We start from the raw sequence: 21,411 nt of genomic DNA, 5'->3' as shown, positions 1-21,411 counted from the left end.
AGTGAAATACCAAGGTTCCCAAAATCACGCGTGGGGCATTCGCAATTCCCAGCGGGCTGGCGTCGCCAGCGTCGTGAGAGGGTGTTGCCCCACCAAAAGCCAGCGCATATTGCGACTGGCCGACACGGTTCGTGCCAGAGGCAGTGAGCCGCGAAAGGACGATACGTGACTGAATTCTCAACCATGGGCCTGCCCGATCAAGTTCTGGCCCGTCTGGCCGATATGGGTCTGAAGGATCCGACCCCAATCCAGGCCCGTGCCATTCCTCATGCGCTAAACGGCGAAGACGTGCTGGGCCTGGCCCAGACCGGCACCGGCAAGACCGCAGCCTTTGGTGTGCCGCTGATTTCGCGCATGCTGGACTATGGCCGCAAACCCGCCGCGCATACCGTGCGTGGCCTGGTTCTGGCCCCGACCCGCGAGCTGGCTAATCAGATCGCCGCAACCCTGAAGGCGCTGACCGAAGGCACCCCGATGAAGATCGGTCTGGTGGTAGGCGGTGTGTCGATCAACCCGCAGATCCAGCGGATTTCGCGCGGCACCGATATTCTGGTGGCCACCCCTGGCCGTCTGCTCGATATTCTGGACCGCAAGGCGCTGGATCTGGGCTCCTGTGATTTCCTGGTGCTGGACGAGGCCGACCAAATGCTGGACCTCGGCTTTATCCATGCCCTGCGCAAGATCTCATCCCTGTTGCCCGAGGAACGCCAGACCATGCTGTTCTCGGCCACCATGCCAAAGCAGATGAATGAGATCGCCAATTCCTATCTCAACCGGCCCGTGCGCATCGAAGTCACCCCGCCCGGCAAGCCCGCCGCCAAAGTGACCCAATCGGTGCATTTCATCGCCAAGGCCGAGAAGCTGAGCCTGCTGAAGGAACTGCTGACCGAGCATAAGGATGAGCGCACGCTGGTCTTTGGCCGTACCAAACATGGTATGGAAAAGCTGATGAAAGTGCTGGAAAAATCCGGCTTTGCCGCCGCCGCCATCCATGGCAACAAAAGCCAGGGTCAGCGCGAACGTGCCCTGGCGGCGTTTAAATCCGGCCAGATTAAGGTCCTGGTGGCAACCGATGTGGCGGCCCGCGGATTGGACATTCCGGACGTAAAATACGTCTACAACTACGAGCTGCCGAATGTGCCGGATGCCTATGTGCACCGGATCGGCCGAACCGCTCGTGCGGGTAAGGATGGTCAGGCCGTGGCCTTCTGCGCTCCGGATGAGATGGAAGAGCTGAAAGCGATTCAGAAGGTGATGAAGATCACCATCCCCACCGCATCCGGCAGCCCCTGGGAAGCAATCGCCAGCCCGGACGCCCCTCGTGGTGGCCGTCCCGGTGGCAAACCAGGTGGTCGGCCCGGCGGTGGCAACCGTCGCCGTGGCGGCGGGGCACGCCGGGGCGGAAAACCCGGTGGTTCGGGCAAGACCGCGGGTGCAGGTGGCGGCACAGCCAACAAAGGCCGTCGCGAGGCACGTTGATTCCTTGCCTCCAATAGCGTCTCGCGGCTAGTCCCATTCCAAGCGGTATTGGAGAATAATCTGGGAGCAATCACCGCTCCCGAACCCAGCTTGACGGCGCCCTGTATTCATAGGGCGCCGTATTTTTTACCGCCCATTGCCGCGCGGTCTCTCACCCCGCAAGCACCATCACGAAAAAGGCAAATGCCCTTCCTCTGCTTCGCACGGTACCCCCGCCCGCTTCCATTGCATCAAAATGCCACAAAAGCCGTTGGGCGTGGGGCCCTAGCCTGTCCGTTTTTTGTTTTTCCAGGCCCCGCATTTCGCGAGATCCCAGACCATTTTCGGCAAAATATATGCCCTATGTGCCACAAAAGGTTGCCCTGACAACCTCATTGGGCTCTGGTGGGCGCCGCAAATCCTCGGCTCCGTCCTGTTCGACATAGGGGGTTTGCAACACCTGCCCCATCCGCTCAAAGAGGGTGAAATCACCAGCAACTGCAGTGCCAATCATCTCTTCAATCTTGTGGTTGCGGGGAATATAGACCGGATTGCTAGCCTGCATGATCGCCTCAGCGTTCTGCTCAACCTGACGCCGCTTCATCCAGCGGCTCTGCCAGGCTTCAAAGCCCGTTGGGTCCTTGAATTGCTCCACCGCAGTCCCCTCCGCCAAAGCGCGGAAGATATTGGTAAAATCCGCCTCACCCTCGGACATCACCTGCAGTAGATCCGAAATGAGCTCCAGATCGCCCGTCGCAATGGTTTCCAATCCGATCTTACGGCGGAACAGGCGCAGCCATTCCACCTCGATCAAAGAGGGCATGGCGTGAATAATTGCCGTAGCTTCCTCCACGGCCTCTTGCGGATTGTCCAATTGCTGGATCAAAGCCGTGGCCAGCTGAGCCAGATTCCAAACCGCAATCTTTGGTTGGTTTGCAAAGGCATAACGTCCCATGCGATCGATGGAGGAAAACACTTGGTCGGCACGATACTGATCCATGAAAGCACAGGGCCCATAGTCAATTGTCTCGCCTGAAATACTGCAGTTGTCAGTATTCATGACGCCATGAATAAAGCCGACCGACATCCAGGCCGCAATCAAGCCCGCCTGGGCATCCCGCACCGCGCGCAACAGCTCCAATGCGCCCCGCGCCTGCGGGTAGTGGCGTTGGATCGCATAGGCGGTGAGCTTCTTCAGCGCCTCGGTCTCACCGCGGGCTGCAAAATACTGAAATGTGCCAACCCGCAAGTGACTGGAGGCAACCCGCGTAAGAACTGCTCCCGGCAAACCGCCCTCGCGCCAGACTGTCTCACCCGTTGCAACAGCAGCCAAGGTCCGCGTGGTGGGAACCCCCAGGGCATGCATCGCTTCCGAGATCACATATTCCCGCAAGACCGGCCCCAACCAGGCCTTCCCATCTCCCTGACGCGAGTAAGGCGTACGTCCCGAACCTTTGAGCTGAATGTCATATCGCTTGCCATCACGGCCGAGGACCTCTCCCAACAAAAGCGCGCGCCCATCGCCTAACTGCGGATTGAAATTGCCGAATTGATGGCCCGCATAGGCCTGTGCCAAAGGGTCTGCCCCTGCCGGAATCTGCTTGCCAGAAAAGACCTCTGCCATCTCCGCGCGATCATTTCCTGTCACTTGCAACAGGTCGGCCAGGGGGAGGTTGAAAGCGATAAGACTGGGTGCAATCGCCGGTTCAGGCGACTGTTTGGTAAAGAAACCGGAACCCAACTGGGCATAAGAGTTATCAAAGGGGATGTGCAAAACCATGGCCCCAAGATATGTCCTAGACAAAAGAATACCAGCGTGAAGGTGCCATCGCGATGACTGCGGATGAAATCATTACAAAACTGCAACTCTCCCCCCACCCCGAAGGCGGTTGGTATCGCCAGACCTGGGTGGCGCAGAATAAGGGCCGCCCCAGCGGCACCTGCATCTACTTTCTGTTGCGCAGGGGGGAGACCAGCCATTGGCATCGCGTCGATGCAGCTGAAATCTGGCTCTACCAAGCCGGCGCGCCCTTGATCCTGTCAATCTCGGAAAGCGATGACGGCCCGGCCAGAGAGCACCTATTAACCCCGGACCTGACAGCCGGTGAGCCACAGATAATCGTCCCCGAGGGTCAATGGCAAGCCGCCCGCAGCACCGGAGACTACACATTGGTTAGCTGCACCGTCTCACCCGGTTTCCAGTTCGAAGGGTTTGAGCTGGCCGCCCCCTCATTTAACATTCCGGTTGCTTAAACCCCTCTGACCAAACCGCATTCAAACCAAAAGGCCTGGCGCTTCAAAACCCTTCATCGCTCCAACAGTCTTCGAGTTCTATCATGCCTCTCAAGAAAGGGGGCTTTGCCCCCTCGCGCCTTCGACGCTCACCCCCAGGATACTTCTGGCCAAATGAAAACGAGGCGTCCTATTCATTTGGCCAAAAATATCCCGGAGCGCGAGGCAGAGCCTCGCATCAGCTATCCCCTTCTTTAATCATGCCGGGACGGTTCGCATCTTCAAATGGCTCAATTCTGCAGCGTTTCAACGAACACCTGGCACACTCACCACGCCCCCGCCAACACAAGCACTGACGCCTGTTGTGCCCGGACAGGAGGTTGGCAAGCCCCGGGCCACTCGTACGGCGAGGTAAGCAAAAGCCTGGGCTTCCAACATGTCACCATCCAGTCCAACCTCTTCAACCTTTTTAACCGGGCAATCCAATGAAACGGTCAGCATCTGCATCAACACAGGATTGTGCCGCCCCCCTCCTGTGACCAAAACCGCCGATGGGTTTTGCGGACAGTGCTCCATCCCCTGAACGACCGAAGCTGCACACATTGCCGTAAGAGTGGCTGCAGCATCTGCGTCATTCAGCTCTTTCACAAGCCCAATCATCTCTGAGAAATCGTTCCTATCCAGAGACTTGGGTGGCAGTCGAGAAAAATAGGGTTCAGCCAAGAAAAGCTCCAGCGCCCCAGTCTCAACTTCTCCGCTGCTGGCCACGCGACCATCCTCGTCAAAGCCCAGACCCAGCCGAGCCTGCAAAAGGTCATTGACTGGAGCATTCGCCGGGCCAGTGTCAAAAGCCAGCAACGCCCCTGGTTCCTCGGGGCTATCGTAGCGCGGATCAACAAAGGTGATATTGCCCACCCCACCGAGATTCAAAAAACAGATCGGTCCCGTTGCTTTGATGTATTTGGCACAGGCAAAATGAAAGAACGGCGCCAGGGGCGCGCCTTCCCCCCCCATTGCCACATCATCACTGCGGAAATCCCAAACAACCGGCAGCTTCAACGCCTCAGCCAAGGTCGCGCCATCTCCCACTTGTAGCGTCCCCTGCAGGCGCGGTGCATGAGCCAGAGTCTGACCATGAAACCCAATCAGATCGATGCCTTCGGTTCCTGAAAGTGCGGAGATATGCGCCGCTTCAACCACTTCAGATGCAGCAACCACTTCCTTGCCATGCCAATGCCCAAGACCAGCACGCAAGACCTCCTGTTCCGCCTCGGAATAGGGGTGGTATCCGCAGCGACCAAAGCCTGCGATCTCGACGCCGTCAGTCTCAAGCACAGCAACATCCACCCCATCCAGAGATGTGCCACTCATTGCGCCCATTGCACGCAGAAATCCGGTCTTTGCAATTGCCTTGCTCATCTGATGTCCCGTTTTCAGTGTGAGAGCCGCCATGAAATGCGATACGCGCTTCGAAGCCCTCAGTGTCTTTGCGCCTGAATAGCAGCCGCCGCCACTGCAGGAAACTGGTGCATTTTTGTCGGCAAAACAGGTTCCATGTGGACCATTTGCACCTTATACAGCAGGTCGCAAACCAAAAGCCGAGGCATGTTATGACCTACCACCCAAAATCGGACTTCGTCGCTGTCATGATGGAACGCGGGTTCCTTGCTGACTGCACCGATTATCAAGGCCTGGATGAGGCCCTGATGCAGGGTGTTAAACCCGCCTATATCGGCTTTGACGCCACTGCAAAATCGCTGCATGTGGGGTCTCTCATTCAGATCATGATGCTGCGATGGTTCCAGAAAACCGGCCACCAGCCGATCACCCTCATGGGGGGCGGCACCACCAAAGTGGGTGACCCCTCCTTCCGCGCCGATGAACGCCCGCTGCTGGATGATGCTGCAATCAATGAAAACATCGCCGGGATCAAAAAGGTGTTCTCGGCCTATATCGACTACGACAGCGAAGCGCCCAACAAGGCTTTGATGCTAAACAATGCTGAATGGCTGGATGATCTCAACTATCTCGAATTCCTGCGCGACATTGGCCGCCATTTCTCGGTCAACCGGATGTTGGCATTTGAAAGCGTTAAGTCGCGCCTTGATCGCGAGCAAAGCCTGAGCTTCCTCGAATTCAACTATATGATTCTGCAGGCTTATGACTTTCTCGAGCTCAATCGCCGCTACGGCTGTATCCTGCAGATGGGGGGTTCGGACCAATGGGGAAATATCGTCAACGGTATCGACCTAACCCGCCGCGTGCTGGACAATTCAATCTATGGGCTGACCTCCCCGCTGCTGACCACCTCTGATGGCAAAAAGATGGGCAAGAGCCAGGATGGCGCCGTCTGGCTCAATGCCGATATGCGCAGCCCCTACGAGTTCTGGCAATTCTGGCGCAACACCACCGATGCGGACGTTGGTCGTTTCCTGAAACTCTATACCGAGCTGCCTGTGGATGAGTGCGAGCGACTTGGCGCCCTTGCTGGCTCCGAAGTCAATGCCGCCAAGGTCATCCTCGCAAATGAAGTAACCAAGCTGCTTCACGGTGCCGAGGCTGCAGCCGCCGCTGAAGCCACCGCGCGCGAAGTCTTTGAAAAGGGCGGCATTGGCGACGACCTTCCGACCTTGACCCTAACGAGCGCCGAGCTTGGCGATGGCATTTCTATCGTTCAGCTGATTGTGAAATCCGGACTTGCCAAATCGGGAAAAGATGCCAAGCGTCTGATCAATGAAAACGGGGCCAAGCTGGATGACAAACCACTTAATGACGCTGGGCTTATGATCGACGCCACCGCGCTTTTAAGCCCAATAAAGCTCAGCGCGGGAAAAAAGCGACATGCCTTGGTTCAGCTAGAAACCTAAAGAATAGTACCACTTCCATAACCTAAAGCCTGCTGTTCGGTCTGAGGGCCTTCGAAAATTGAGCTGTCGATCTTGCATTGAGGGGGCTTTGCCCCCTCGCCCCTTGGGGGGCTCACCCCCAGGATACTTAGGGCCAAATGAAATGTAAAAGATACGCTTTCTCCTTCATTTGGCCCAAAATATCCCGGAGTGTGAGGCAGAGCCTCACAAAAACAGCCAGTCCGCCAAGCTCAACACAATAAAAACCGGAACGGATAAGATAGAGGCCAATGCGAAAGCTGCTGAAACAGTCAGCTTTGGATTTGGCGCAATCCGGCCCAGAATCTGAAACTGTTTTTTCATTCTTTCATTAACCCTCATTTAGGTTTCTGATTGGTAAATAGACCCATGTTGGATTTCCCCTCTCCCGCCGCACACAGCAAGCCAGCACAGCAACTGCACAGGCGCCCCTCCCGCCCGGTGACGCTGGCACAATCTGTTGAGTTCCAACGTGCCATGACGGCTTTGGCCCAAGCCCCCACCCCTCTGCCAGAGCTTCACGACACCCTCGTCACCACCCGACGCCTGGCAGCTGGGCTGAGGCTTGCTATGATCAATCGTGCGCCCATGCCGCAGCCCTCCCGGCTAGTAGAGGCGCTGCGCGCCAATGGGCTCCACCGCACCCCGATAATTCTATCGCCAGAGCACCCCTGCCCAGAACTTGTCGATATTGGTGCCTTGCCGCTGGTTAGCCCGAGCTATGTGGCCCTACTGGACCTGAGCAATTCCAGTGAGCAGCGCTCTGCCGCCCTGCGTCAGAAATGGCGCAACCGGCTGAACCGTGCCCGTTCAAGCGGTCTGCGAGTCAGTCGGCAAAACATGGCTTTGGACCAAAACCACTGGCTCTTTGCCGCAGATCAAGCCCAGCAGAACCGCCGCGGCTACCGCAGTTGGCCCGTTGCTTTGACCCTAGCCTATGCAAAAGCAAACAAAGGAAAGGCGAAACTTTTTCAGGCCTTTGACGGAGCCACACCCGTTGCCGCAATCCTGATCCTGCGCCACGGTCAGGGGGCCACCTACCACATTGCCCATGCAACACCGGCTGGAAAGTCACTTTCGGCTCATAACCTGTTGATGTGGGAGGCCATGACCTGGCTCGCGGCCAAGGGCTGCCAGCAATTGGATCTGGGCCTTATCAATACCGAGGAGGCGCCGGGACTTGCGCGGTTCAAACTGGGCACCGGCGCGCAGCTGTCGCAATTGGGCGGCACCTGGGTCCTGTGGCCACCCTTGGGGCGACTGCTCTCTCCGCTGGCGCGCTGGGACAGAAAACTGATGAGCGCCACGTCGTGCTAGACAGAAGCGCTCCATCTGGTAGTTATTGAACAAATGTTCAGATACCCGAAGGAGCACTGCTCATGAAACTTGCACAGACCTGCGCCATCATCACTGGCGGCGCCTCCGGCCTTGGCGAGGCTACCGCACGCCATTTTGCCGATAACGGCGCAGCCGTCACCATCCTGGATCGCGACGCGGAACGCGGCCCATTGATCGCTGCAGAGATCGGCGGCCATTTTGTGCAGACCGATGTGACAGATGAGGCGTCGGTAACTGCCGCCATCGCCTATGCCGTCGAAAAGATGGGCCGCATTTCTGCCTGTGTGAACTGCGCCGGGATCGCCTATGGAATTAAAACCATTGGGCGCGATGGTGCCCACCCGCTGGACGCCTACCAACGCACCATCGACATCAACCTGGTAGGCACGTTCAATGTGGCGCGTTTGGCCGCCCTTGAAATCGCCAAGAATGAACCCGAATCCGACGGCGCACGTGGTGTCATCATCAATACGGCCTCGATTGCGGCCTTTGATGGGCAAAAGGGTCAGGCCGCCTATGCCGCTTCCAAAGGCGGCGTTGTTGGCATGTGCCTGCCCATGGCCCGTGATCTGGCCTCTAGCGGGATCCGGGTGATGACCATTGCTCCGGGTATTTTCATGACGCCGATGTTGGCAGGCCTGCCCGAAGAGGTGCAGCAGCAATTGGCCGCAGATGTGCCCAATCCTGCACGCTTGGGCGATCCAGCTGAATATGGCCAACTGGCGGGTTTCATCGCCGAGGCGGGCTATCTCAACGGCGAAGTCATCCGCATCGACGGTGCCCTGCGCATGCGTTAAAGCCTCCGCTGGCTTTGCCCTTTTCAATGCCGAATGAAAATAGGCGCAGAGCGTTGAGCCCTGCGCCTATTTGCTGTTTCACCCTATACTTCCGCCTACATAGCCCGGCAGTTTTCCCGTCACAGCTTTGCTTCGGTCTGAGCCATCCCTATACCAAAGGTACCGGGCCCTTAGATGAACAGTGGCCAATAACCATTTGTTAACGAAGAGTGGACTCAGTCACCCTTCGGCCTTTTCTTCCAGCTCCAGCCATTCCTCCTCTGCCGCAGCCAGCTTTTCCTGCCGCTCGACCAAGGCTTCTGTGGCCTTTTTGAACTTAACCGGCTCGCGGGTGAAAAGCTCCGGGTCAGCCATCAGGTCCTGCAGCTTGGCAATCTCTTGCTCCAGCCGCTCAATGTCAGCAGGCAAGGCCTCCAAGCGATGCTTCTCCTTGAAACTCAGCTTTTCCTTGCCCGCCACATCACCTGATGCCGCTGCCTTAGACTTGGCCTTTTGCGATTTGTTTTTAGACGGTTTTTCCGAAGTTCCTATCCCAGGAAAATCGCCCCGTTGACTGATATAGTCACTCCAGCCCCCTGCATAGGCAGTCACCTTGCCATCGCCCTCCATGGCGATGGTTGTGGTGGCAACCCGGTCCAAAAAGTCCCGATCATGGCTCACCAGCAATACGGTACCATCGTAAGAATCCAGCAGTTCCTGCAACAGGTCCAGGGTTTCCACATCCAGATCATTGGTCGGTTCATCCAGCACCAGAAGGTTGCTTTGTCGCGCCATTAGCCGGGCCAAGAGCAGCCGCGCCTTCTCGCCCCCAGACAGGGATCTGACAGGCGCACGGGCCTGACTCTCGTCAAACAGAAACTCCTTGAGATAGCCAACAACATGCTTGGGGTTGCCCCGCACCATGACCTGATCCGCCTTGCCAGAAATCCCCAGCAAGGGGTCAGATGTCAGGTTCTCCCAGAGGCTGGCATCTGGATCCAGCTGGTCACGTGTCTGGTCAAAGAGCGCGATTTCCAGATTGGTTCCCAGCTTGACGGATCCGGCATCCGGCGCGACCTGCCCCAGCATCAGCTTCAGCAATGTGGTCTTGCCCGCGCCGTTAGGACCGACAAAGGCCACCCGGTCACTGCGTTGAACCTTCAGGGAAAAATCTTGCACAATTCGCTTGTCGCCATAGGTCTTGCTCAGCCCCTCGACCTCGATCACCTTGCGACCGGATTTTGGTCCCGCCTCCAGGGCCAGTTCTGCCGCTCCCTGGCGCTTGATCTGGCTGGCACGTTGGTCTTTCAGCTCATGCAGAGCGCGCACGCGGCCCATGTTGCGCTTGCGTCGGGCCGAGATGCCCTCAACCGCCCACCGGCTTTCGCTTTTGATCAGACGATTGAGTTTGTGGCGTTGCTGGTCTTCCTCTTCCCAGATTTTGTCCCGCCAGGCTTCGAAGCCTTCAAAGCCTTTTTCCTGGCGGCGCACTTGCCCGCGATCTACCCAAAGAGTGGCCCGTGTCAGCGCCCGCAAAAAGGCCCGGTCGTGTGAAATCAACACAAAGGCGGCCCGCGTGGATTTCAGCTCGGATTCCAGCCAGGTGATTGCCTCGATATCCAGGTGGTTGGTCGGCTCGTCCAGCAACATCAGGTCAGGGGCTTCCGCCATCAGCTTGGCCAGGGCCGCCCGCCTCCGCTCACCGCCCGAAGCTGTTGCCACAGGCCGATCGGGGTCGAATTTCAGCCCCTCACCGGCGCGTTCCACCTTATAGAGCTCGCCCGGGTCCAGTTCACTTGCTGCAAAATCGCCCAAGGTCGCAAATCCGGTCATCTGCGGATCCTGCTCCATATAGCCAACCGAGCGCCCCGAAGGTACCACCAGGCTGCCGGTATCAGCTTCAACAAGCCCCGCCATCACCTTCATAAGGGTGGATTTTCCCGATCCATTGCGCCCAACAAGCGCGACCCGGTCGCCGGGTTGAACCACCAGATCGAGATCTGAAAAGATGGGATCGCCACCAAAGGTGAGGGAGATCCCGGTCATCTGCAAAAGAGGAATACGTGCCATAGGAGCCAGCTAAACCGCGCAGGCGGTAAGGTCAACGCTCAGGACTGTTGCGCAGCGCTCCGCAGGAGCCGTTTGCGCGTTGCCGGAATTGCCTTGACTTCGAGACCGGTGAAAACATGGCAGGTGTTGAGATCCGCGTCGATCACAACATGGTCGCTCACCCAGCCCCCCATTGTCAGATAGCTGCGCAGCAAGGGGGGCAGCTGCGCCTGGGCCAGTTTCAGATCCGGTTTCTGCCCTTCGGCGCGGTCGTGCAGAAGAGCGTCAAAGCAGCGGGTCTCGCGCGCTGCGTGACCCGGGCGCCAGCGGTCAGGCGCCAAATGGCGGCGCTGCAACAAAGCGAAGGCCTCGGTATAGGTCTCGGGGGTGGTTCCGGCAAAAGACGAACAGCCAAACAGCAGGGCAACAGATTGCTGGTCGACCATGTCTGTGACCGCAGCCCAAGCCAGGCGCAGAATATCCGCATCCTGAACACCAGGATCAATGCAAAAGCGACCCAGCTCCATCATCCGCTCTGGAAATTTTGAAAGCCGCGACAAATCGTAAAATTGAGCAGAGTAGCTCTCAGCGATCGCCTGACCACTCTCCAGCACCATCAACCGGAAACAGCCAACCAGATCCCCGCTGGCCTGCGATTCGATCAAGACATTCAGGCAGGCCGCATCATAGGGGTCTTGGTCCCGAACCTCTGTCCGAAAGCAACGCCCCCGCAACTGCTGCGCCTGTAAAAGATCCTGCGCAGTCTGAGCGAGCCGGGCCCGGTAGCCGCCCCGTTCCAGCAACACAGCTGAAACTGGCGCATCCGCCACAGACTTTCCGTCGCTTGCACCCCTCACTTTAGCCCTCCTTGCCTCTCGAAGTAGCCGCTCCACGCGACCAATCACTCACAATTCAGACAAATCCGGCCAGCAGCGTCTGGCCCCGGGCCGGATCTCGGATGTTACTCCTCCAACAAGGAGCCTGGGTTAAAGTTGCCGAGGCTACCAAGAAGCTGGCGCAGGAATGTTTTGTCTTCAACACTGGAACTGGTCACCCGGCGCGCGAGCGGAATCACCTTGCCGTCTTCCAGACTATAGCGTTCGATTCCCGAAACCACGTCGCGCGAGTCAAAGCTGATCGCGACCAGAGACCGCGAAACCGGTTTGGTTGCCCCTGCCCCACGGGTCCGCATCAGGGTTGAGACATAGTAGTAGCCGCCATCGTTCAACACGCCCGAGGCCGTCGGCACGCCAATCGTTTCGGCAACCGAATCCTTCGTATCAATGCCGACAACAACTTCTGCCAGCTGTTCTTCGCTGGGAACATAGCCGTGTTTTTTGTAAATCGCTGTACACCCAGCCACTGCCAGCGCCGCGACTGCCCAGGCTGCATATTTCACCGCTGCCTTCAGCTGGTCTTTTTGTGCATTCATGATGATCCCCACAACACTGCATTGCCTCTGGCTTGAACACGCCTTTGAACCCGATTACCTAATGCAAGCCTCCGGTTCAAGAAACGAAAGTAGCCATCATGACTGACAGCACCGCCTTTAAGGTGTCCGATCTGCCACAGAACAGGGCAACTTCCTTTGACATACAGCCCGATGCCAAAGTGCTTGAAACACTGGCACAGGAGCTGGAAATCAAGGGATTGAAGAAACTTCGCTTCACCGGAAAGATCACGGCCAAGGGCCAGCGCGACTGGCAACTTTCTGCCAGCCTGGGCGCCACGGTTCAGCAGGACTGTGTGGTGACACTGGAGCCCATGTCCACGCGAATCGATGAAAAGGTCGAGCGTATTTTTGTCTCTGGCTTGTCAGAGCCCGATGACCCTGAGGTCGAAATGGAGGAAGATGAGCGCGTTGAACCCCTCCAGGACAAAATCGATCCTTCGGTTGTGATGATCGAAGCCCTGTCGCTGCTGATCCCCACCTACCCGCGCAAAGAAGGCGCAGAACTGGGCGAAGCGGTCTACGCTGAACCGGGGGTCGCTCCGATGCGGGAAGAGGACACCAAGCCCTTTGCTGGGCTTGCAGCCCTCAAGAAACAGCTCGACCCAAAGAGCTAAGGTTAAAAAACTCACGAAAAACCGGTTTTGCGGGTGGTATCACCGGGCCGCCTGGCTTAAAAAACCGCTTGCGCAGACGGAGATTCTCAGTATTTTCGCGCGCTCATCGGAATTTTTGGTTGGACATCGGAGAGGCTGCGGCCTAAACGCTCGCCTACCGATCTAACGAACGAATGTGAAACGCGCCGCGGGCATCAACCCCAAGGCCCCAATAGACGAAGGTTGAGACATGGCCGTCCAACAGAATAAAGTATCCAAGTCGCGCCGTAACAACCGCCGCGCGCACGACGCTCTGGTTGCTGCAAACCCGAACGAATGCTCGAACTGCGGTGAGTTGAAGCGTCCCCATCACGTGTGCCCCTCCTGCGGCCACTATGACAGCAAAGAAGTTGTTGCTATCAACGACGAAGTCGAAATCGACGAAGACGCGGCATAAGATCGCGACGATCACACAATTTGCGGGGCGGATTTTTGCATGACGGGTAAACCCGATCAATCAGTGACAAAATCCGACCGCATTGTGATCTCGGTTGACGCCATGGGCGGAGACGCCGGCCCCGCAGTTGTGGTGGCCGGTCTTGCCATGTCTGCCGAAAAGAATCCCCAGCTCGCCTTTTTGCTGCACGGTCCCGCCGAGGAACTGGCGGCTTTGGTCGCCAAGCGGCGCATTCTGGCCGGGCGTGTCGAGATTCGGGACGCCCAAAAAGTCGTCACGATGGAGGATAAGCCCAGCCAGGTCATGAGAAATGGCAAGGGCACCTCGATGTGGTCGACGCTGGATGCGGTCAAGAAAGGTGAGGCCGCAGGGGCGGTTTCCTGCGGCAATACCGGCGCCTTGATGGCGCTGTCGATGCTGCGGCTGCGCAAAGTGCCTGGTGTGAACCGTCCGGCGATTGCGATTCTCTGGCCATCACGTAACCCTCAGGGGTTCAATGTGATGCTGGACGTTGGCGCCGATGTGCGCGCCGATGCGCGGGATCTGCTGCAATATGCCCTCATGGGCACCTCCTATGTCCGCAATTCGATGGATATTCGCCGCCCACGCGTTGGGCTGCTCAATGTCGGCACCGAAGAGCACAAGGGCCATGCAGAGCTGAAAGAAGCCCATGCCCTGATCGCGGCCCATGCGGAAACGGCCGAGTATGAATTTGTTGGCTTTGTTGAAGGCAGCGATATCCCCGGCGATGCAGTTGATCTCATTGTGACCGATGGGTTCACTGGCAATGTCGCCATCAAGACCGGGGAAGGCACCGCCAGCATGCTGCGCAGCACCCTGCGTGAAGCCTTTGAATATTCGTTCCTTTCCCGGATTGCCGCAGTTCTGGCCTATACCTCGTTGGCGCGATTGGCCAAACGGATTGACCCGCGCCGGGTCAACGGTGGCGTGTTCCTTGGGCTGAATGGTACAGTGGTCAAATCCCACGGTGGCGCCGATGCCACCGGAATCTCGGCTGCGGTCAAACTCGCCTTCCTCCTGGCTCAGCAAGGCTTTGCTGAAAAACTGGCCGCACGGGTTGCATCTGTCGTCGAGCTTACCCAAGATGACATCGTTCCCCAGGATGCTGAGCATCCCATCAAATAACTCCAAAAGGCAGACATCGAATGACGCGACGTGCAGTAGTGGTTGGCACAGGACATTATCTCCCCAAGCGAGTAGTGGAAAACGCGGAATTCGAAGCCTCTCTGGACACCAGCGATGAATGGATTCGCTCGCGTTCAGGCATTGAGCGGCGCCATTTCGCCGCCGAGGGGGAAACCACCTCGGATATGGCAACCGAAGCCGCCCTGGCCGCGTTGAAAGACGCCGGACTGGAAGCCTCGGATATCGACGCCATCGTGCTTGCGACCTCCACCGCTGACCTGACCTTCCCCTCTGCCGCAACCATGGTTCAGGCCAAACTGGGCATGACAAGCGGCTTTGCCTTTGACGTCCAGGCGGTCTGCGCCGGATTCGTTTACGCGCTGACCAATGCAAATGCCTTGATCGTTTCCGGCCAGGCTGAGCGGGTTTTGGTCATTGGCTCCGAAACCTTTAGCCGAATCATGGATTGGACGGATCGCGCGACCTGTGTGCTCTTTGGTGATGGCGCTGGTGCGCTGGTATTGGAGGCACAGACCCTGGCCGGCAGCAAAGAGGATCGTGGCATTCTGTCCACCGACCTCAACTCCGATGGTCGCTACAAGGATCTGCTCTATGTGGATGGTGGCGTTGCCACGCAAAACACCGGCCATCTGCGCATGCAGGGCAACCAAGTCTTCCGCCACGCCGTAGAAAAGCTTGCAAAAACAGCCAGTACCGCACTGGAACGCGCGGATTTGAGCACCGCAGATGTTGACTGGATCGTGCCTCATCAGGCCAATATCCGCATCATTCAGGGCACGGCCAAAAAGATGGGCCTGCCGATGGACAACGTGATTGTCACTGTTCAGGACCATGGCAACACCTCTGCCGCCTCGATCCCCCTGGCACTCTCTGTCGGGAAATCGCGCGGTCAAATCAAGCCCGGCGACCTGATCGTTACAGAAGCCATTGGCGGCGGCTTGGCCTGGGGCGCGGTAGTGTTGCGCTGGTAGCGCCGCCCCCCGGAAACAAGGCTCTTGCAATTCATTGATATTGACAGGGAAATTCCCCTGCCCCTATTGTTTGACAAACAACGGGGATTAAGCATGAGCGAAAAAACTCTTACACGCATGGATTTGAGCGAAGCGGTCTTCCGTGAGGTGGGCTTGTCTCGAAACGAAAGTGCCCAGCTGGTAGAGAGCATGTTGCAACACATGTCCGATGCCCTGGTAAAAGGCGAACAGGTGAAAATCTCGTCTTTTGGCACCTTTAGCGTTCGGGATAAATCCGCTCGTATTGGCCGCAATCCAAAGACCGGTGAGGAAGTTCCTATTCAGCCACGCCGCGTTCTGACTTTCCGCCCTTCGCATTTGATGAAGGACCGGGTGGCCGACGGAAACCGAAAGTAAGGCGGCACCGTCCAGCATTGTCTCTTTCTGCCTGATCCGCCCGGCGTTGCCTGCCTGCAACGCCCTGGTTGGGAACAGCAAACTCCGCGCCTCCCCAGAGCGCGAACATTGGAACGATCACTATGTCAAAATCAGCGGACGCCTTTCGCACCATCAGCGAAGTCGCGGACTGGCTCGGCGTGCAGGCACATGTTCTGCGCTTTTGGGAAAGCAAGTTTACCCAGATTAAGCCGGTAAAACGGGCTGGCGGCCGCCGCTACTACCGACCTGCAGATATGCTGCTCCTGGGGGGCATTCGGAAACTCCTCCACAAAGACGGGCTGTCGATCAAAGAGGTCCAGGCGATTCTGCGCGATCATGGCATCGCCCATGTGAGCCAGATGTCCCATGATCTCGAGTCAGACGGCCCTCCGGTCGAGGAGGCAGCCCCAAAAGCGCGTTCCGTGGAAAAAGTCGACCCGGCAGCCATTCCCCCGCAGGAGGTCCCCGCTGCCGCACCCGAGGCCGATGTGGCCAGCGCGCAAGTCGCATTTGTTGAACCGACCGCCCCCGCTCAACCCCACCCCGAAATTGCGCAGCCGCAAGCAGTTCAAGTAGCACCCGAATCTGAAACTCCTGCCGCGGTGGTCCCAGAACCCAGCGTGGAAACTGCAGTTGCACCGCCTGAAGTTACCGCTCCTGCGCCCTCCTCCGAGCCCGAAGCCACACAGTCCGAACCAGTAGCGCCCGACGTTTCCGCCGGAATTGAAAACGAATCATCCCCTCCTCCGGCTCCGGCTCCGGAAGTGGTTGCTGAGTCCTCCCCACCTGCCGAAGCACAGGTTGCCGCAGAGCCGCAAAAGAGTCCCGCAGCCGCCCAAGCCGCTTCAGTGGTTGAGCCAACGGTAACCCCCTCGCAGACGGAGCAGCCTGTCGCCAATGCTGCCCCAGAGGTCGTAGCCCCTGCAGAACCGGTACTGGCAGCTTCCACGCCGGAACCTGAGCAGATGCATATGGAGCTCGACAGTCCTGCAGAGGCCGCTCCAAACGCGCAGGTGCCGCTGGACACCGAAGAAGCACCTCAAGAAACCACCGCGGAATCATCAGGTCCCGCTCGCGCGGCTGCCCCTCTTCAGGATACGGTAGAGCCGCTTGCCCCTTCTCTGGCGGACACCGCCCCCTCCGTGGCGACAGTAAGCGACTCCCCTGCGGCCGAAACAGAAACAGTAGGGGCTCCCCAGCAACCGCTTGCCACATTGGAGCCCGCGCCGCCTCAGGCTGAGACCGCTGATGTAGCGGCTGTTGAGCCGCCTTTGGCAGAACTCGCTCAGGAGATGACCCCGCCTGTCGTGCAGCAAGAGGCGCCAGAGATCACGACAGCGGATCCCGAGCCAATTGCCGCGCAGGCCTCTGCCGATCCCGTCACAAATGTTCTCTCTCTTCTCGAACATACATCTCGGCTGCCCGCGCATGTGAAGGCTGAGGTCGCGGACTGCGCCGCAGAGCTGCGCGCGATCTTGGCTGCCGGATAAAAATCTACTGCCACAGAAAAAAACCGGAAATACCCCCTTGCCCCCGCCGGGAAATACAGTAGAACCCGTCATCAGCGGGCTATGGCGCAGCCTGGTAGCGCGTCCGTCTGGGGGACGGAAGGTCGCAGGTTCGAGTCCTGCTAGCCCGACCAAAAAAACCGTTTGAGTGCTTTGCATTCAAACGGTTTTTTTGCATTCTGCCCCTCCCACTTGCCGTTTTGCCAAAACCCTAAAGAGATGATATCGGTCAGCACTATAGGCACTTCCAAGCCAAAGGAAATGGACCATGACCGGCGTTCTACCCAGCCAAGCGATTGAAAAAATGTTCACCCGGGGCGAGATCACTCTCGCGGAGCCCCTGGTCGAAGGTCAGGTTCAGCCCGCCAGCCTGGATCTGCGGCTGGGCAGCGTTGCGTACCGGGTGCGCGCGTCCTTTCTGGCCGGGCAGGATTGCAGCGTTGCCGACCGGATCGGCGAGTTTGAGATGCATCGTATTGAGCTGACCAATGGCGCGGTCTTGGAAAAAGGCTGCGTCTATCTGGTGCCCCTGATGGAGGGGCTGGCGCTTCCCAAAGACGTATCCGCAGTGGCCAATGCCAAAAGCTCCACCGGGCGGCTCGACCTGCTCACCCGGACAATCACCGATGGGGGTGTCGAATTCGACAGGATCAAACCCGGCTACACTGGCCCGCTTTATGCCGAGATCTGCCCGCGTTCCTTTTCGGTCCTAGTGCGCCCGGGCATGCGCCTGAACCAAATCCGTTTCCGTCAGGGCCAGGCGGTGCTGAGCGATGCGGAACTTGCGGAGCTGCACCAGCAAAGCCCGCTGGTGGATGGCAAAGCCCTGATCGAAGACGGGCTCGGCTTCTCTGTTGATCTGCGCCTGCCGGGCTCTGATCTGGTGGGCTATCGCGCCAAGCCACACACTGGCGTGATTGATCTGGACCGAATCGGCGAATACGACCCGCAGGACTATTGGGAGGAGGTGCAGAGCACCTCTGGTCGCATCATCCTGGACCCTGGCGCCTTTTACATTCTGGTCAGCCGCGAAGCGGTTCAGATCCCACCGGCCTATGCTGCCGAAATGGCGCCCTATCTGGCCATGGTGGGCGAGTTCCGGGTGCATTACGCGGGCTTCTTTGACCCCGGCTTTGGCCATGATGCTGCGGGCGGCAAAGGCTCACGCGGCGTTCTGGAAGTGCGTTGCCACGAGGCGCCCTTTGTGCTCGAACACGGCCAGGTGGTTGGCCGTCTGGTCTATGAACGCATGTCTGAGCTTCCCCAGCAGCTCTATGGCTCCGGGATTGCCTCCAACTATCAGGGCCAAGGGCTCAAGCTCTCCAAACATTTCAAATCACCCAGCTAAACCGGGTTCAAGGCAGCGCCTGCACAGGCGCCGCCTTGCCTCTGTTCCTCGCCAGGTGACTGCCGACCCAACCGGGCTCTGCCGTCATTTTCAAAAACCCCGAGGACCTAATGCCAAACCATGTTTCCCGTTCTGATGCCAAAGCCCTGTTGCAGCAAGCCAATCGCCTTCTGGTCGTTGGCTGCTGCGGCGGTGGCAAAACCACCCTATCCCGGCAGCTCTGCACGCAGGGAAGCTTCGACTATATCTCGATTGATCGTGACATCCGCTGGCTGCCCGGCTGGAAACAACGCGACAAACCTAGTCAGCGCAGATTGATCGCCGAAAAGATTCGGGGCCAACGCTGGATCATGGACGGTATCAGCATCTCCAGCCTCGATCTACGCCTGCCCCGAACCGACCTGGTGCTCTGGGTCCGGGTGCCGCGCCGTATCGCCCTTGTTGGCATCGCCAAGCGGGTCCTTCAAAACTATGGCAGGACCCGTATGGGCATGGCAGAGGGCTGTGCAGAGAGGCTCCCGGACCGCGCATTTCTCTCCTACATCTGGAACTTTGAACGCTGCGAAGCACCGCGACTGGAACAGGCCCTGGATCGTTTTGGTCCCCAGGTGCCCGTTGTCACGCTGTGCAGCCATGCCGAGATCAATACCCTCCTGAACACGGGTCTACTCGACTGATCCCAACTCACTTTACAAACACCCCTTCTGATAGATCCGGTGAAATCTCGGCCTGCACACTGCGCTCTAAACGCGTGGAGAGCGTCATATAGGTGCGCGTTCCCCGCACCCCTTGGACATCGTAGATCTGCGCCAACAGCCCCTCCAGTGCCTGCGGTGAGGCCACGCGCACCTTGAGGATCAGGCAGGTATCGCCGGTTGATGTATGTATTTCCTCAACCTCTGGCCAGCCCTCCAACGCCATCAGCTCCGCAGTCTTGCCCCAGCCGATGGTGTCAACATGGATAAAGGCCAGGAGCGGCTTGCCGACGGCAGCACCGTCCAACTGCGCGACGGTGGAGCGGATTACCCCCGCGGCGCGCATCCGTTTGACCCGCTCGTGTACAGCCGGAGCAGAGAGGCCAACGCTGGCGCTGATTCTAGCATAGGATTGCGTGGCATCTCGGCTCAGCTCACCTAATATTCTTCTGTCTATGGCATCCATCTGCAGCCTCCTGAGCACCCGCCCGAATGATATCTGTAATTTCACATCTCTTTTCAGAACGGCCTTCACAGAATACTATAAGGCATTTAAGGGGAAAAACAGAATAGATGTATCGGACCATTCCCTATGACCACTTCCCCTTCATCCTCGACCCAACCAGCGCTCTGGCAGTCAATCGCGATCTTGATGAGCGCCATCGGCATTGTCGGTTCAAATTCGCTGTTGTTGTCGCCGCTGGTTCTGGCTGTTGGCAGTGAAGTGGATGCCAATCCGAGTGAGGTCATGCAGGCTGCCAGCGCCTATGGGCTGGGCGTTGCTGCCGCCGCGCTGACGCTGGCCCCTTTGGGAGATCGCATTGGAGCCGGGCGGCTATTGCGCTATGCACTTTTGGTCCTAGCCCTGGGGCTTGCGGCAAGTTCTGCTGCGCCCGGTCTTTGGGGGTTGATCACGGCACAGGTTCTATGCGGATTGGCCGGGGGCGCAGCGCTGCCGTCAATCTATACGCTCGCCGCCGTCATCGCGCCACGCGGACGTGAAGCGCGGGTTGTCGGATTGGTGCTCACCGGCTGGACGCTTTCCATGGTGCTGGGCGTCAGTCTCAGCGCTTGGCTCGCGGATCTCGCGGGGTGGCGTCTGGTCTATCTCGCGCTCGCAGGGCTGGCCGCCCTGCTCTGGCTCAGTTCGGCGCGGATGGGGCGGATGGCCTCTGGCCTTGGCTCGCAAGCCAGCTCGCCACTGACGGCCCTACGGGTGCCGGGAATGCGCCGCGGCCTTCTGGCCTCCAGCCTGCTGATGCTCAGCTTTTATGCCACCTATTTTTTCACCGGCGCACATGTAACCCTTACTCTGGGTCTCAGCACCGCGCAGGCCGGGCTGCTGCCGCTGTTTTATGGCATTGGTTTTGGGCTGGCTGTGCTCTTTGATCCGCTGTTGGACCGGCTGGGGCTGGCGCGGGCGACACCACCCGTCTTTGTACTGATCGCGCTGACCTATCTGGGAATGCTTGCCACCTCAGCGGATTACCTGCTGCTGCTGATCTTTTCGCTGATCTGGGGGATCTTTCAGCATCTTGGCCTCAACCTGTTGGTGGCAAGGCTGACAATCCTGGATCCGGGGCAACGCGGCGCGATCATGGGGCTCTATAGCACGATCACCTATCTCTGCGTCTTTACCGCCCCCTTCGTGGGCGGGCTGATTTTCCCTCTTTGGGGGCTCATGGGCTGTTTGGCTCTATCAGCACTGCTGTGCCTCTTCGAAGCGGTTGAAGCCGCTGTGAGTCTGCGCCACCTTCCCAGATCAGAGGTTAGGAATTCCGCCGTGCCCGACGCGCCTGCCTGATTTCGCGAATCCGTTCGCGCTCAGCGCGGGCCTCAGCTTCGGCCGGAGTTTCCGCCTGTGCGCGGCCCTCGTGACCAGACCGACGTGACTTACGCCCGGAAAGAGCCCCAAGCCCCGCATCTACTCCGGCATTCACCGCCTTACCCAAAAGACGCCGCATCACCATTTTTACAATCATATCAAGGTTCATACCCGTTTTCCCACTCCAGCGCTTTCATGGTCGCCCCAGGGCGAGACCGCATGTGGCCCCGCGTCGGTCT

22 protein-coding genes and 1 tRNA gene are annotated in these 21,411 nt (G+C 58.5%); 15 read left to right on the top strand and 8 right to left on the bottom strand.

The genetic code is table 11. From position 1 onward, the window contains the following. The first annotated feature begins 165 nt into the window (after positions 1-165). Positions 166-1,479 (top strand): DEAD/DEAH box helicase, encoded by a 1,314-nt coding sequence (locus AN476_RS15600; protein WP_054462524.1) that lies wholly within the window; start codon positions 166-168, stop codon positions 1,477-1,479. A 340-nt stretch (positions 1,480-1,819) separates the two neighbouring features. On the opposite strand, the gene AN476_RS15595 is transcribed toward AN476_RS15600, so the two are convergent. Next, positions 1,820-3,238: a YdiU family protein gene (locus AN476_RS15595; RefSeq protein WP_054462523.1), complete on the bottom strand. Its 1,419-nt coding sequence runs from the start codon at positions 3,236-3,238 to the stop codon at positions 1,820-1,822. A 53-nt stretch (positions 3,239-3,291) separates the two neighbouring features. On the opposite strand from AN476_RS15595, the gene AN476_RS15590 reads away from it, so the two are divergent. After that, on the top strand, positions 3,292-3,711 hold the full coding sequence (locus AN476_RS15590; RefSeq protein ID WP_054462522.1) for a cupin domain-containing protein: 420 nt from the start codon (positions 3,292-3,294) through the stop codon (positions 3,709-3,711). 285 nt (positions 3,712-3,996) lie between these two features. Here the strand turns inward: AN476_RS15590 and AN476_RS15585 are convergent, their stop codons facing one another. After that, complete coding sequence (locus tag AN476_RS15585; protein WP_054462521.1) at positions 3,997-5,109, bottom strand: anhydro-N-acetylmuramic acid kinase; 1,113 nt, start codon at positions 5,107-5,109, stop codon at positions 3,997-3,999. A 191-nt stretch (positions 5,110-5,300) separates the two neighbouring features. Between AN476_RS15585 and tyrS the strand changes: the two genes are divergently transcribed. Further along, positions 5,301-6,557, top strand: a complete 1,257-nt coding sequence (tyrS, locus tag AN476_RS15580) for a tyrosine--tRNA ligase (protein ID WP_054462520.1) — start codon at positions 5,301-5,303, stop codon at positions 6,555-6,557. Positions 6,558-6,761: 204 nt separating this feature from the next. On the opposite strand, the gene AN476_RS23105 is transcribed toward tyrS, so the two are convergent. Further along, a complete protein-coding gene (locus AN476_RS23105; RefSeq protein WP_172684839.1) occupies positions 6,762-6,899 on the bottom strand; it encodes a hypothetical protein in 138 nt (45 codons plus the stop codon). Positions 6,900-6,944: 45 nt separating this feature from the next. Between AN476_RS23105 and AN476_RS15575 the strand changes: the two genes are divergently transcribed. Both AN476_RS15575 and AN476_RS15570 read left to right on the top strand, forming a co-directional pair. Continuing rightward, a complete protein-coding gene (locus AN476_RS15575; protein WP_054462519.1) occupies positions 6,945-7,892 on the top strand; it encodes a GNAT family N-acetyltransferase in 948 nt (315 codons plus the stop codon). A 62-nt stretch (positions 7,893-7,954) separates the two neighbouring features. Continuing rightward, positions 7,955-8,710 (top strand): 3-hydroxyacyl-CoA dehydrogenase, encoded by a 756-nt coding sequence (locus tag AN476_RS15570; RefSeq protein ID WP_054462518.1) that lies wholly within the window; start codon positions 7,955-7,957, stop codon positions 8,708-8,710. Between the two features lie 219 nt (positions 8,711-8,929). Here AN476_RS15570 and AN476_RS15565 read toward each other — a convergent pair whose 3' ends face one another. From AN476_RS15565 to AN476_RS15555, 3 genes are all read right to left on the bottom strand, one after another. Then, entirely contained in the window at positions 8,930-10,759 is a 1,830-nt protein-coding gene (locus tag AN476_RS15565) for an ABC-F family ATP-binding cassette domain-containing protein (RefSeq protein WP_054462517.1), read from the bottom strand. A gap of 38 nt (positions 10,760-10,797) precedes the next feature. Further along, complete coding sequence (locus AN476_RS15560) at positions 10,798-11,595, bottom strand: GNAT family N-acetyltransferase (RefSeq protein WP_253279914.1); 798 nt, start codon at positions 11,593-11,595, stop codon at positions 10,798-10,800. A gap of 104 nt (positions 11,596-11,699) precedes the next feature. Beyond that, positions 11,700-12,170 (bottom strand): outer membrane protein assembly factor BamE, encoded by a 471-nt coding sequence (locus AN476_RS15555; protein ID WP_054462560.1) that lies wholly within the window; start codon positions 12,168-12,170, stop codon positions 11,700-11,702. 98 nt (positions 12,171-12,268) lie between these two features. Between AN476_RS15555 and AN476_RS15550 the strand changes: the two genes are divergently transcribed. From AN476_RS15550 to AN476_RS15510, 9 genes are all read left to right on the top strand, one after another. Beyond that, a complete protein-coding gene (locus AN476_RS15550) occupies positions 12,269-12,805 on the top strand; it encodes a DUF177 domain-containing protein (protein WP_054462516.1) in 537 nt (178 codons plus the stop codon). Between the two features lie 229 nt (positions 12,806-13,034). Then, positions 13,035-13,241, top strand: a complete 207-nt coding sequence (gene rpmF, locus AN476_RS22490; RefSeq protein ID WP_083464364.1) for a 50S ribosomal protein L32 — start codon at positions 13,035-13,037, stop codon at positions 13,239-13,241. A gap of 39 nt (positions 13,242-13,280) precedes the next feature. Continuing rightward, positions 13,281-14,387 carry a phosphate acyltransferase PlsX gene (gene plsX / locus AN476_RS15540; RefSeq protein WP_054462514.1) on the top strand — a complete coding sequence of 369 codons (1,107 nt, stop codon included), beginning with the start codon at positions 13,281-13,283 and terminating at the stop codon, positions 14,385-14,387. 20 nt (positions 14,388-14,407) lie between these two features. Beyond that, the gene (locus AN476_RS15535; RefSeq protein ID WP_054462513.1) at positions 14,408-15,379 is read left to right on the top strand and encodes a beta-ketoacyl-ACP synthase III; all 972 of its coding nucleotides are present in this window, start codon (positions 14,408-14,410) and stop codon (positions 15,377-15,379) included. A gap of 93 nt (positions 15,380-15,472) precedes the next feature. After that, positions 15,473-15,775 carry an integration host factor subunit alpha gene (gene ihfA / locus AN476_RS15530; protein WP_054462512.1) on the top strand — a complete coding sequence of 101 codons (303 nt, stop codon included), beginning with the start codon at positions 15,473-15,475 and terminating at the stop codon, positions 15,773-15,775. A gap of 122 nt (positions 15,776-15,897) precedes the next feature. After that, on the top strand, positions 15,898-17,286 hold the full coding sequence (locus AN476_RS22485) for a MerR family transcriptional regulator (RefSeq protein ID WP_083464363.1): 1,389 nt from the start codon (positions 15,898-15,900) through the stop codon (positions 17,284-17,286). Between the two features lie 75 nt (positions 17,287-17,361). Next, a tRNA-Pro gene (locus tag AN476_RS15520) sits at positions 17,362-17,438 on the top strand. A 134-nt stretch (positions 17,439-17,572) separates the two neighbouring features. Next, positions 17,573-18,652 carry a 2'-deoxycytidine 5'-triphosphate deaminase gene (locus AN476_RS15515; protein ID WP_054462511.1) on the top strand — a complete coding sequence of 360 codons (1,080 nt, stop codon included), beginning with the start codon at positions 17,573-17,575 and terminating at the stop codon, positions 18,650-18,652. 110 nt (positions 18,653-18,762) lie between these two features. After that, the gene (locus tag AN476_RS15510; RefSeq protein WP_054462510.1) at positions 18,763-19,329 is read left to right on the top strand and encodes an AAA family ATPase; all 567 of its coding nucleotides are present in this window, start codon (positions 18,763-18,765) and stop codon (positions 19,327-19,329) included. A gap of 7 nt (positions 19,330-19,336) precedes the next feature. On the opposite strand, the gene AN476_RS15505 is transcribed toward AN476_RS15510, so the two are convergent. Next, the gene (locus AN476_RS15505; protein ID WP_054462509.1) at positions 19,337-19,813 is read right to left on the bottom strand and encodes an Lrp/AsnC family transcriptional regulator; all 477 of its coding nucleotides are present in this window, start codon (positions 19,811-19,813) and stop codon (positions 19,337-19,339) included. A 126-nt stretch (positions 19,814-19,939) separates the two neighbouring features. Between AN476_RS15505 and AN476_RS15500 the strand changes: the two genes are divergently transcribed. Continuing rightward, positions 19,940-21,151, top strand: a complete 1,212-nt coding sequence (locus tag AN476_RS15500) for an MFS transporter (RefSeq protein WP_054462508.1) — start codon at positions 19,940-19,942, stop codon at positions 21,149-21,151. On the opposite strand, the gene AN476_RS15495 is transcribed toward AN476_RS15500, so the two are convergent. Next, complete coding sequence (locus AN476_RS15495; RefSeq protein ID WP_054462507.1) at positions 21,117-21,341, bottom strand: hypothetical protein; 225 nt, start codon at positions 21,339-21,341, stop codon at positions 21,117-21,119. The genes AN476_RS15500 and AN476_RS15495 overlap by 35 nt on opposite strands. Positions 21,342-21,411 lie beyond the last annotated feature (70 nt).

This window comes from Phaeobacter sp. 11ANDIMAR09 (genome assembly GCF_001294455.1).
GTDB lineage: Bacteria > Pseudomonadota > Alphaproteobacteria > Rhodobacterales > Rhodobacteraceae > Pseudophaeobacter.
The sequence above is the reverse complement of the archived record's forward strand: the minus strand, read 5'-3'. Positions and strand labels throughout refer to the sequence as shown.